Annotated in this window: 11 protein-coding genes; 6 read left to right on the forward strand and 5 right to left on the reverse strand. The window is 33.6% G+C overall.

What is annotated here, in order from left to right:
• Window positions 1-4: 4 nt before the first annotated feature.
• Window positions 5-2,668: a reprolysin-like metallopeptidase gene (locus DMB68_RS13990; protein ID WP_110347299.1), complete on the forward strand. Its 2,664-nt coding sequence runs from the start codon at window positions 5-7 to the stop codon at window positions 2,666-2,668.
• Window positions 2,669-2,670: 2 nt separating this feature from the next.
• Here DMB68_RS13990 and DMB68_RS13995 read toward each other — a convergent pair whose 3' ends face one another.
• Complete coding sequence (locus DMB68_RS13995) at window positions 2,671-3,354, reverse strand: ComF family protein (RefSeq protein ID WP_110347300.1); 684 nt, start codon at window positions 3,352-3,354, stop codon at window positions 2,671-2,673.
• A gap of 256 nt (window positions 3,355-3,610) precedes the next feature.
• Here DMB68_RS13995 and DMB68_RS14000 point away from each other — a divergent pair, with 256 nt between their 5' ends.
• The 5 genes from DMB68_RS14000 (at window position 3,611) to DMB68_RS14020 (ending at window position 9,389) form a co-directional block, all read left to right on the forward strand.
• Entirely contained in the window at window positions 3,611-5,149 is a 1,539-nt protein-coding gene (locus DMB68_RS14000; RefSeq protein ID WP_110347301.1) for a glycine--tRNA ligase, read from the forward strand.
• A 184-nt stretch (window positions 5,150-5,333) separates the two neighbouring features.
• Complete coding sequence (locus DMB68_RS14005) at window positions 5,334-6,140, forward strand: LytR/AlgR family response regulator transcription factor (protein ID WP_110347302.1); 807 nt, start codon at window positions 5,334-5,336, stop codon at window positions 6,138-6,140.
• Window positions 6,141-6,313: 173 nt separating this feature from the next.
• Complete coding sequence (locus DMB68_RS14010) at window positions 6,314-6,553, forward strand: hypothetical protein (protein ID WP_110347303.1); 240 nt, start codon at window positions 6,314-6,316, stop codon at window positions 6,551-6,553.
• Between the two features lie 108 nt (window positions 6,554-6,661).
• On the forward strand, window positions 6,662-8,707 hold the full coding sequence (locus DMB68_RS14015) for an ATP-binding protein (RefSeq protein ID WP_110347304.1): 2,046 nt from the start codon (window positions 6,662-6,664) through the stop codon (window positions 8,705-8,707).
• On the forward strand, window positions 8,697-9,389 hold the full coding sequence (locus DMB68_RS14020; protein WP_110347305.1) for a response regulator: 693 nt from the start codon (window positions 8,697-8,699) through the stop codon (window positions 9,387-9,389). Before DMB68_RS14015 ends, DMB68_RS14020 begins: the two co-directional genes overlap by 11 nt.
• 61 nt (window positions 9,390-9,450) lie before the next feature.
• Here DMB68_RS14020 and thiL read toward each other — a convergent pair whose 3' ends face one another.
• From thiL to DMB68_RS14040, 4 genes are all read right to left on the reverse strand, one after another.
• Window positions 9,451-10,503 (reverse strand): thiamine-phosphate kinase, encoded by a 1,053-nt coding sequence (gene thiL / locus DMB68_RS14025; RefSeq protein WP_110347306.1) that lies wholly within the window; start codon window positions 10,501-10,503, stop codon window positions 9,451-9,453.
• A gap of 121 nt (window positions 10,504-10,624) precedes the next feature.
• Window positions 10,625-11,065: a VOC family protein gene (locus DMB68_RS14030; protein ID WP_110347584.1), complete on the reverse strand. Its 441-nt coding sequence runs from the start codon at window positions 11,063-11,065 to the stop codon at window positions 10,625-10,627.
• Window positions 11,066-11,214: 149 nt separating this feature from the next.
• Window positions 11,215-11,736, reverse strand: coding sequence for a hypothetical protein (locus tag DMB68_RS14035; RefSeq protein ID WP_110347307.1), 522 nt, complete (start codon window positions 11,734-11,736; stop codon window positions 11,215-11,217).
• A gap of 174 nt (window positions 11,737-11,910) precedes the next feature.
• On the reverse strand, window positions 11,911-12,492 hold the full coding sequence (locus DMB68_RS14040) for a hypothetical protein (protein ID WP_110347308.1): 582 nt from the start codon (window positions 12,490-12,492) through the stop codon (window positions 11,911-11,913).
• Between the last annotated feature and the right edge of the window lie 218 nt (window positions 12,493-12,710).

Below are 12,710 nucleotides of genomic sequence, written 5' to 3' on the forward strand. Positions count from 1 at the left end.
GATTATGAAAAAACAGTTACTTGTCCTGCTTTTTATTTTTTATTGTATTGCGGCTCATGCGCAAACAAATGTTCTTTGGGAGAAAGTGAATTCGGTTTCAGCTAAGAAAACCGGAAATATCCCTGATCAGGATAAGTTATATTACAAACTGAATGAAAATCTTTTAATTCAGAAAATTGCAGTTTCAGGCAAAACATCAAAAGGAGGAGTTTCAGAAATTACGATTCCAAATGCAGAGGGAGTTTTGGAACGGTTTATGGTTTGGGAGTCTTCTAATTTCGATCCGGAATTGCAGGCAAAATACCCTGAAATTAGAGCTTATGAAGGAACGGGGTTAGATGATAAAAGTGCAAAAATTCATTTTAGTGTTGCCCCAATTGGAGTACAGACTATGGTACTTCGTTCTGATAAGGAATCTGAATTTATAGAGCAGAATCCCGAAAATAAATCGGAATATGTATTGTTTACATCAAAAAACAAGGAAACTTCAAAATCGCTGGTTTGTAAAACAAAAGAGAGTAATGCTATCAATATTTCTGGAAAAACAGCAAAAACAGCATCTAATAATAAAGTGTATAAAACCCTTCGGTTGGCATTGTCATGCACATGGGAGTATGCAGCATTTTATGGAGGAACAAAAGCAGGAGCTTTAGCGGGTATGAATGCTACAATGACAAGGGTTAATGGCGTTTTTAATAACGATTTAGCTGTAAGATTAATTATTATAGCAAATAATGAAGATGTTATTTATACTGATGCATCAGATCCATATTCTCCTGCAGCACAAGGTGTCGACGGAGCCTGGCACGTTGAGGTTCAAAAGACGTTAACAAGTGTTATTGGGAACAGTAATTATGATATTGGACATTTATTTGGACGTTCGGGAGGAGGAGGAGATGCCGGATGTATTGGTTGTGTTTGTCAAAATCCTACTTCATTGTCTGATGGTAATGCCAAAGGAAGTGCTTACACGTCTCCTTCAAATGGAATTCCACAAGGAGATACATTTGACATCGATTATGTCGCACATGAAATGGGACATCAATTGGGAGCAACCCATACTTTTTCTCATGAAATTGAGGGAACCGGAACTAATGTAGAGCCGGGTAGCGGTTCGACCATTATGGGATATGCCGGAGTAACAGAAGATTATGATATTCAAAACAGTTCTGATGATTACTTTGCCTATGCGAGTATTTTACAAATCCAGAATAATCTCGCCAATAAAACCTGTCCGGTAAGTACACCCATAATTGATAATAATCCGCCAATTATAAGTGCAGGTTCGAATTATACTATTCCAATTAGTACACCATTCATTTTAACCGGAACAGGGTCTGATCCCGAGGGTGACCCAGTTACTTATTGCTGGGAGCAAAATGATAGTGCCACCACGGCATCGGGAGATAATAGTATTGCTAAACCTTCAAAACCAGACGGGCCATTATTTCGCTCTCTTGCGCCGACAAGCTCAGCTATTCGATATATGCCCAGTTTTAGTTCAGTACTTCAAAATAGATTAACGACAACCTGGGAATCGGTTCCTTCAGTAGCAAGAAGTCTTCATTTTTCTTTGACAGCAAGAGATAACAAGGTTTTAGCAACTCCTCAGACCAATACGGCTAATATGACTGTTACAGTAAATGCTGCCGCTGGTCCGTTTGCAGTAACTTCGCAAAATACAACTGATATTGGTTGGCAAAAAGGTTCTTTTCAAATCATAACATGGGGTGTAAATAATACCAATACATTGCCTGGTTCTGAGAATGTTAATATCAAATTATCTACAGATGGAGGTTTAACTTTTCCTGTAATCCTGGCTTCAAATACACCTAACGATGGTTCACAGACTATAACAGCTCCTTCGGATATCAGTGCTACAAATTGCAGAATTTTAATTGAGCCCACCGCTAATATTTATTATGCTTTAAACTCAAATCCTTTTGCTATAGGATATGCTTCAGAAACGACTTGTAATTCTTATAGTTTTGGCAGCTCGTTTAGCATACCATTTGGTTCCACTTTTACAACAAAAACAGTAACTGTGCCCTCTTCAACAGAAATAGTTTCTGATGTAAACGTGGCTATAAACGTAACGCATGCCAGATTCTCAGATTTAGAAATTCAAATACAAAATCCACAGGGAACGATTGTTAAATTATTTGATAAGAATTGTGCCAGTACTAATTCGACTTTAGCATTGGCATATGATGATTCCGGAGCTGCTTTAGATTGTTCAAAAACAACGAGTCAGATTGTTATACCGGCAGAATATTTAAGCGCTTTTAATGGACAGAATCCTCAGGGAACCTGGACTTTCAGGGTTCGCGATGCTGTTTCAGGAAGTTTCGGAACTATAAATTCGGCATCAGTAAATATTTGTAGTCAGACATTTACTTTAGATGATTCTGAATTTGAAGAAATAGATTATGCTTTGTACAGTAATCCGAATGATGGTAATTTTATTATTCAATTCGATTCTGATTCTACTAAAGTTGTAGAAGTAATGATTCATGACCTATCGGGTAAAAAAGTGTATGACAAAACGTTTGACAAAGCGGCTTATTTCTATCAGAATATCCAAATGAAAAATCCTATTCCCGGATTGTATCTGGTAACAGTAACAAATGGTGATAAAAGAATTGTCAAAAAGATACTTGTAAACTAATATTAAGAATTTGCCATTGCGATACAAATAATGCTGATTTTTGCTCCGGGTATTTTGACTAATGCCCTGGAGCAGGCTTCTAATGTGGCACCTGTTGTCAGTACGTCGTCAACAAGTAGAAAATGTTTGTTATGATTTTCTTCTGAAAGATGAACATCAAATACGTTTTTTATACCTTCCGATCTGCCCAAAAGATTTTTTTTGGATTGTGTTTTAGAATATTTCTTCCGAAACAAAATCGCATCATTGTAACCAATGTTCAGTCCTTTTGCTAAAGCATTTCCAAAAGTGGTGACCTGATTGTAGCCACGTTCCTTAAATTTCTTTCGATGCAACGGAACAGGTATTACAAAATCAAAAGGAGTCTCCGGTTTTATGCTTTTTAAATCTTCAACATACCAGTCTCCGAGAATTGTTCCGATTTCTTCATACCCTTTGTATTTCAAATTATGAATAAGCTCCTGCACCATTCCCTTTTTATTGAAATACAAAAATGCCGATGCATGTTCAACTTCAATTTTGCCATAAAATTTCTTAACGGCTTCGTTATTGGCGTCTAAGTAATATTGTGTCAAAGGCATTTCATGTCGGCAATGGGTACACAGAACAGATTCATTGGTCATTAAAAGAGAGCTGCATCCCGCACAAACTTTAGGGAAAAAAAGATTTATCAAAGATTTAATCATGATGTGAAGCTTTTAGTTTTAAATAAACGTAAGAAAAAAGAGATTAAAAAACAAAGTTGATTACTTTTTATTTTGAACAAAAGATTTACAGTTCGGTAAAAACGGCTTTAATGATTACGCTTTATTCATTTTAATATCGAAAAATAGTTGGTAGCATAGAAAAATCAGGATTCATTACTAAAAAATTAAAAATCAGGAGGCAATCTTCAACTATTTTTCTTTTTTTTAAACTCACTTTTTATATTTTTGCATCACTATGGCAAAACAAGAAGATTTATTTAAGAATGTGGTTTCGCACGCAAAAGAGTACGGATTTATTTTTCCGTCAAGCGAAGTTTACGACGGATTAAGTGCTGTCTATGATTATGCACAAAATGGTGTCGAATTAAAAAAGAATATCCGTGAATATTGGTGGAAATCAATGGTTCAGATGAATGAGAATATTGTCGGCCTTGATGCTGCAATATTGATGCATCCAACAACCTGGAAAGCTTCAGGCCACGTTGATGCATTTAATGATCCTTTGATTGATAATAAAGATTCGAAAAAAAGATATAGAGCTGACGTTTTGGTTGAAGATTATGCTGAAAAGTTAAATCAGAAAGCTCAAAAAGAAATCGAAAAAGCAAGAGCCCGATTTGGAGATGCTTTTAATGAAGAAGAATTTGTTAGTACAAATGCACGTGTTGTAGAATATCTTTCAAAAAAGAAAGAAATTTTGGCAAGACTTGCAAAAGGGATGAGCGAAGATCTTCAGGATGTAAAAGCTTTAATCGAAGAATTGGAGATTGCTGATCCTGAAACCGGTTCAAGAAACTGGACAGATGTGAAGCAATTCAACTTAATGTTTGGAACAAAACTTGGAGCTTCTGCAGATTCTGCAATGGATTTATATTTGCGTCCTGAAACAGCTCAGGGTATTTTTGTGAATTTCCTTAATGTTCAGAAATCAGGTCGTATGAAAGTTCCTTTTGGAATTGCTCAAACGGGTAAAGCATTTAGAAATGAAATCGTTGCAAGACAATTCATCTTCCGTATGCGTGAATTCGAACAAATGGAAATGCAGTTTTTTGTACGTCCGGGTGAAGAAATGCAATGGTACCACCACTGGAAAGAAGCACGTTTGAAATGGCATTTGTCTTTAGGATTAGGAAAAGAAAACTACCGTTTTCACGATCATGAAAAATTAGCGCACTATGCAAACGCTGCAGCAGATATTGAATTTAACTTCCCATTTGGTTTCAAAGAGTTAGAGGGAATTCACTCCCGTACCGATTTTGACTTAAAAGCACACGAACAATATTCAGGCAGAAAACTGCAATATTTTGATCCGGAACTGAATGAAAACTATGTTCCATATGTAGTAGAAACGTCTGTAGGTCTTGATCGTATGTTTTTGGCTGTTTTTGCAACATCGTTGCAGGAAGAAGTTTTAGAGGACGGATCGACAAGAACAGTACTGAAATTGCCAGCAGTTCTGGCCCCAACAAAAGCAACAGTTTTACCATTGGTAAAAAAAGATGGTTTACCGGAAGTTGCAAAGAAAATCATTGAAGATCTAAAATGGGACTTTAATGTTGCTTACGATGAAAAAGATGCAGTAGGACGTCGTTACAGAAGAGCAGATGCTCTCGGAACACCTTTCTGTATTACTGTGGATCATCAGACATTAGAAGACCAAACAGTAACCATTCGTCACAGAGATACAATGAAACAAGATCGTGTTGCTATAGCTGATTTGAAATCAATTATCGAAAACGAAGTTTCAATGAAAAACTGGCTGATGAAAATGTAAAATTTTTAATTGCAAAAATATGAATCCCAAATTCTATTGTGAATTTGGGATTTTTTTATGGAATTAGTTGAATTATTTCTGTAAATGAAGGAAATGTTTTAGATATTTTTTATAACTTTAGATGTTTTCTTTTACAGAAAATGCCAATCCAAAAACAATAGATTAACCCCCAATTTAATCCAAAATGAATTATACCTACATTATTTTAGACGATGATCCTGAGTCTGTTGAAAAAACAAAGGCAATTGCAAAGGAGTTTCCGGAGCTGAATTTTATAGCTTCTGCAAATAATTACACCGATGGATTGAACCTGATTTTAAAACATACACCGGATTTGATTTTTTTAGAAATAGATCCTAAAGATAAGGAAAGTGGTCTTTCTTTAAATTTAATTAATGGATTATTAATGTACCTGAAAGAGTTGCCTAAAATTATTGTTACAACAAAAAGCAAGGATTTAGCGTTTGATTGTATACAATATGAAGTAAATGATTATTTTCTTAAACCTTTGGTTGCAATAGATTTTGTAAAACTGATTCATAAATTAAATAAATTATCCAGTGAAGATGAAGTGCTTCTGGTTCAGAAACTGAAGCCAAAAGAAAAGCAGGACACGGAAGGGACTCAGAATAAAAATCGAAAATCCTTTATTTTATGTGTAAAATCATATGGAGATCATCGATATATAGATTCAAATGAAATCTGTTATTTTCAGGCAGATAACAATTCTACAGATATCCATCTGAAAAACGGAGAAATGATTACGGCTTTTAAAACTTTAAAACACTTCGAAACCGTATTATCAAATCCATTTATCAGGATACACAACAGTTATATAGTAAACAGAAATTATATTTCGAGGATACATACAGGCAACTCGTTATGCTATATTAAAAAAACAACCATAAAACTGCCGTTTTCTAAGTCTTACAAAGCAAATGTAGATTTCATAATTAGTGAATTTGCCAATGAAAATTATATAGAAACTTAAAATAAACCATCTGCCCTGATTTGGTATACATCCACTCATGAACGGGTAGCATTGACCATAAACGCCTTTTTTTAAGGTAATTGTTGCGCTTTACTGTTTAGTTTTACAAAAGAATTCCGAACGAAACGGGATAAAAAAAAGTAAAAAAGTATAACAATATAAACACAACAATCATGAAAAAATTAGCTTTAACAACAGGATTATTCTCTTTAGTAATGGTATTAACTTCTTTTAATACTTCTGAAACTACTAATGATACTTTAATAAGTAATACAACAGTTGGTATTGATGGAAATCAATCAGTTGGCCAAAGCAGAAAAGTGGATATGATGGGCTCAGATTTATCAAATCAAACTACATTATTGTCAATTGATGGGAATCAGTCAGTTGGACAAAGCAGAAAAGTGGATTAATTGCTTATAATTCATTTCAATATACAAAAGGTTGTCTAAATTTAGACAGCCTTTTTCTTTATGCCTAATAGATAGTTTTGTATTTTTGAGTAAACTTTTAAGACAAAATTGAAAAAAAACTATCTGATATTACTTATATTTTTTATTGGTTGTACGAAGCAAAACGAAAGTACTCGTATATCTAGTCAATCGAGAGATAGTCTTGATTTGTATTTGTCTCTGGCAAACGAATACAAATTGCCTGTACAAATAAAACAAAAATACAATCAAAAAGCCTTTGAGGTCATTATGAGCCAGCCCGACGATTCTATTAAAAGGGTAAACCTTTTTAAAGTCGCCAATCGTTATTTCAATATGAGAGATTGGAATAATTACAATAAAACGGTTAAAATTGTCTTAGAAAATGCTCAAAAGGCAAAGGATTCAGTTTCAATGTCTAAAGCTTACACTTATTTAGGCGATTATTACAGTTCTCAGGCCGTTTCAGACAGCGCATTTTTGTATTATTACAAGGCCGAAAAACTTTATTCACAATCGAATTCATTTTATAATTTAGCCAAAACCAGACTTAGTAAAGCGTTATTGCAATTTAATGAAGGTGATTTTTATGGAAGTGAGAAAGCTGTATTTAATGCACTTAGGGTCATTAAGGGAAGTAATAATAATGATATTTTGTATGACGCTTATAATTTATTGGGTGTAATATATAATGAATTAGGAGATTACGAAAAAGCTATTGAATTTCATAATAAGGCCATTGCCAGTATAGATGATAAAATTATTCCTGTCGAGTTTCAGTCAAAAGCAACTTCATTAAATAATATAGGATTTGTTTATCAAAATCTTAATGATTACAAAAAAGCTAATTTTTATTTTCAGGAAGGATTAAAAGAGAAAAACCTGTTTAATCAAAAACCTGAATTGTATGCTATTTTGATGGATAATTTAGCATATTCCCAGTTTAAATTAAATGAGAACAAAGAACTTCCGGGCTTATTTTACAAAGCACTTAAAATAAGGGACAGTTTACAATTGACAGCAGGTATAACGGCAAGTAAAATGCATTTGTCAGAATATTTTGCTTCTATAAAGGATACAGCAAGAGCTTTGCACTATTCAGGCCAGGCACTTATAGTTTCAAAACGTACTAAAAATTTTCGTAATGTGCTGGTCGCTTTAAAGCAGTTATCTTTAATTCATCCCAAAAAAGCTTCAAAATTTTCAGAAGATTATATTCGTATAAATGATAGTCTGCAAAAGGCAGAACGTAAAATGGGGGATAAATTTACCCGAATAGAATATGAAACCAATGAAATAAAAAGCGAAAATTCGAGTTTAGAAATACAGAACAGGACTTTGGTTTATGTTTTTAGTATTCTCACACTTATAGGGTTGTTTTTTTATATTTACAAAACGCAACAGGCAAGAAACAGGGAATTGCTTTTTAAGCAGCAACAGCAAATTGCGAATGAAGATATTTATAATTTGATGATTTCGCAGCAAAATGCAATCGAAACAATGCGAATCAGGGAAAAGAAAAAAGTTGCCCAGGAACTGCATGATGGTGTTTTAGGAAGAATGTTTGGTGTCAGAATCAGTTTAGACAGTCTTGATAAATTAGATGAAGAAACTGCGACGGACAAAAGAAAAAAATATTTGCTTGAATTAAAAGAAATTGAACAGGATATTAGGGAAATTTCTCACGATCTGAACAAAGAAAAATCCGGACTGATTAATAATTTTGTTGCCATTTTAGAAAAGCTGTTTCAAAATCAAACCAATACATTTAATACAACATTGGTTTATAATATTGATTCCAATATCAAATGGGATCTGGTAAGCAATATTGTGAAAATTAATTTATACAGGATAATTCAGGAGGCACTTCAAAACGGTAATAAATATGCCCGGGCAAAAACAATTACTGTAGAACTTAAAAGTGAGATCAATTATTTAGTTTTATCAATATCAGATGATGGAATAGGGTTTAATACTCATAAAACAAAGAAAGGGATCGGGCTGCAAAATATTATGTACAGAACAGCAGAATGCAGCGGAAATGTCGAAATAAACTCGGCAAGAGGTGAAGGAACTACTATTTTAGTAAAGATACCAATAGATCAAAAAATAAATAAAATTCATAATGAAAGCTGATTTACCACCACCGCTTAAACAAATAAGCAATATATTAATTGTAGACGACCATCCGTTTATTATTGAGGGTTATAAAAATGCTATAACACGTTATCATCCTGAAACCCATGAGTTTTTGATTTCTCAGGCAAAAGATTGTAAATCGGCTTATGAAATTATTACGAATCCTGAAACCCTTCCTTTTGATATTGCTTTTTTAGATATCAGCATGCCTGCTTATGATGAAAAGGAAATTTTTTCAGGAGAAGATATTGCAAAATTAATTTTGGATTATATGCCAAACTGTAAAATTATTTTGCTGACGATGTATACTGAATTACTGAAAATTAAAACCATCATCCGTACCATACAGCCCAACGGCCTGATTATTAAAAATGACCTGACATTTGATGAATTGCTTTATGCTTTTGATAAAGTAATGAAAAGCGACAAATATTACAGTCAGTCGGTTCAGAAAATGCTCAATCAGTCGCCTCATAATTCCATTGAAATTGATGAATTTGATAAGCAGATTTTATTTCATCTGTCTAAAGGAACTACTGAGGAAGAAATGCCGCACTATATTCCTATTTCGATAAACGCAATCAGAAGACGAAAAAAAGGACTAAAAGAACTGCTTAAAATAAAATCAGGTTCTGATGAAGATTTAGTAAAAGAAGCCAAAAGCAAAGGACTTTTCTAAAGTAAAAATCCAAATTCCAATGTTTATATTATTGGGATTTGGATTTTTTTATGTGATTCTGTTAAACTTCTTCGCTCAGGGCATCCCAGCCACGAGCTTTTAAAGCGATTTTGGTATTGGCACGGGTTACCAAATGAATTCCTTCACTTTCATCTGCCATGTGACCAATGATAGAAAAGTTTGGATTCCCTTTTATTTTGTCAAAATCATTAATGTCGATTGTAAACAGCAGTTCATAATCCTCTCCGCCATTGATAGCTACCGTTGTGCTGTCAATATTAAACTCTTCGCAGGTCGAAATAAACTGAGGATCTAACGGCAATTTGTCTTCATATAGATTACAACCTACTTTTGACTGTTTGCACAAATGAATAATTTCAGATGAAAGTCCGTCAGAAATGTCAATCATCGAAGTAGGTTTTATTTCAAGAGCATGTAGTAGAGTACGAACATCTTTTCTGGCTTCAGGTTTCAGTTGGCGCTCAATCAAATAAGTGTAAAGATCCAAATCCGGTTGATTGTTTGGGTTTACCTGAAACACCTGTTTTTCACGTTCCAAAACCTGCAATCCCATGTAGGCAGCACCAATATCGCCGGTAACAACCAATAAATCAGTTTGTTTTGCTCCGTTTCTATACACAATTTCATCTGCATCAGCTTCGCCAATTGCTGTGATGCTGATAATTAAACCTTTTTGAGATGAGGTCGTATCACCACCAATAACATCAACTTTATACTCATTTGCAGCGTGTGTAATTCCTTCAAACAATTCTTCTAAGGCTTCCAGTGGAAAACGATTAGAAACGGCTACAGAAACTGTTATTTGCGTTGGTTTGGCATTCATGGCACAAATGTCGGACACATTTACCACTACCGATTTATATCCTAAATGTTTCAAGGGCATGTAAGCCAAATCAAAATGTACACCTTCAATCAGTAAATCAGTTGAAACCACTACTTTTTTATCCTTGAAATCAAGAACCGCAGCATCATCACCAATGCTTTTTAAGGTTGACTCTTGTTTAACATCAAAATTTTTGGTTAAGTGTTCAATTAAACCAAATTCGCCTAACTGCGCTATACTGGTACGTTGTGGGTTTTTATCTTCGATCATGTTGTCTCTTTATTGCTTTTTGGTTTTACCAAGGCTGCAAAGGTACGAAGTTGAGGATTGAATAACTAAAACGGAGTTCGATTATTAATTTGAAGCAGGAATATTTGGCTTTTTGTACCCCTTAAATCTTTCCGCTGTAATTTGGGTCAAATTCTACAATCCATTCAATGCCAAATTTGTCCCTGAACATCCCGAAATAGGAATCCCACGGGCTATCGGCAATTGGCATTTCTATTTCTCCTCCGGCTGAAAGAGCATGAAATAATTGGTCGGCTTCTTCTTTGCTTTCTGCAGTTATGGAAATTTTGCTTCTGTTTTCATTCTCGTTTACTTTTCCTAAAAATTCCGGGACATCATTTCCAATCAGCCTGTTGCTTTTGCCAATAGGCAAAGAAATATGGATAATCTTGTTTTCATCATTTTCAGCTACCGGAAAATCAGGGCCTGCTAAATCTTTTAAACGGACCAGTTTTGAAAATTCTCCGCCAAATGCAGCTCTGTAAAACTCAAAAGCTTCCTGAGCATTGCCATTAAAATTAATGTGTGGATTGATAAGTGCCATAGTTTTTTTATTTAATAGTTTGTTGTTTGATAACAATCTTAAAGAAAATTTTGTTTTAATAGTTGCGTTGCAAACGCTACAATTTATCTTTTAACTTATGTACGCACTCGTTCTAAACGAGCACCCGATGGGGAGTTGACATATGTTTTTTACTCCAATATTATTTTTGAAGATTTAAAGATTTCAACCCATTTTTCTTGAGACTCTGGTGTTATCTCATTTTGTTTAGTTGACCAGAAATTAGAATAGGATTCATTTTTTCCTTGGATAGCATAGTGAATCATAGATTTCTCCGGGCTTTCAATTTTGCAGATAATCCAAGGGTGTTTTGCTTTGTCATCCTTTTCAATTATTGTTTTTTTTGCTGTCGGTGCGTATTTTTTGAGGCTTAGATATAATTCTTCAATTTCGGTTTCTATTGGCACAGATAAAGAACCATGATAAATATATGTTGTTCCAATTTCGTTATGATTTGCAATAGTTTCTTTGCCTTTTAATAGTACTATCGTTGTCATCGTGCCCGTAGCATTATTTTGTTGGTCAACTATATGCCAATCTTCTTCTTTTGGCCAATTAATTGTCAATATTTCCGTTTTTGAATTTAATTGTGCATTTATATTGTTAAATATTAGAAATGCAAATAGAGTAATAATTTTAAATTGTCTTTTCATTGATTTTGAATATAAATATATTAATTAATTCAGTCTGGTGCTCGTTTGATGGGGATTTCCTAAAGCTATAGAGGTGGTTTTTCCCATTGCTTTAAAATTTGATGTAAATTACCTAAAAATGGTTAATCTGAAATTACAAGAAATGTTTTGAAACTCACCTAATTTTTCAGATGTTTAGGTCGTAAGCCAGCCTAAGCATACAAAAGTTAATTTTGCGCCTTTAATAAAAGAATTTAAGTCGGTATTTTCTGTTGCGTTTTCGTTGGTCAATTCTATAAAATAGACTTGCGGATTCATTGGAGCAAAACTATAGTTCAGAAATCTGAATCTTTTTACTTTTGGCGATTTACTTAAAGAAACTAATTCTTCAAAATTTGAAACTCTTAATTTGTCATTTCTTTTAAAGTTATATAATGCTGATTCCCTTTCGCTTAACAGTTCAGATTCTGATTTAATAATATTGTTTTCTTCTTTGCCAAGTAAAATTTGTGGATAGAAAATACCTTCTGTAAACATTTGTAATAATTCCGGTTTAATATCCCAAAATTGCAAAGTTTTGTTATTAAACGTAATATTAGTTTTGTCTATTACAGTTATTTTTCCTTGAAATTTTTCGAAACTTTGCTTGACATATTTTTTTTCAAAAAATTGTTCTGCCAAAGCATTTTCTTGCTCGTCCTGATTTTTGAACTCATTCTTTTGTGCGTTAGCAATCACTACAAATAAAAGTAAAAAATAAAATAAACTGTTTTTCATTTGATAATTGTTTTGAGTTAAATATTTTTTCCTCTTGCTTGAAACCCCTGCTAAAGGATGTTGTTTTTTCAAAACCAATAACTTTTTTCTCAGGTAAAATAAGTTTTCGCAGTTCATTATACTTTTGATGATATTCTTCCTGAGAAATTACATTTAGTGATCTTAGCCATTTCAATGTCCGGTAACGTTTTTGCACTTTGCCGTGTTTGGGAATTTTG

Origin of the sequence: Flavobacterium hydrophilum (assembly GCF_003202405.1) — a bacterium.
Classification (GTDB): Bacteria; Bacteroidota; Bacteroidia; order Flavobacteriales; family Flavobacteriaceae; genus Flavobacterium; species Flavobacterium hydrophilum.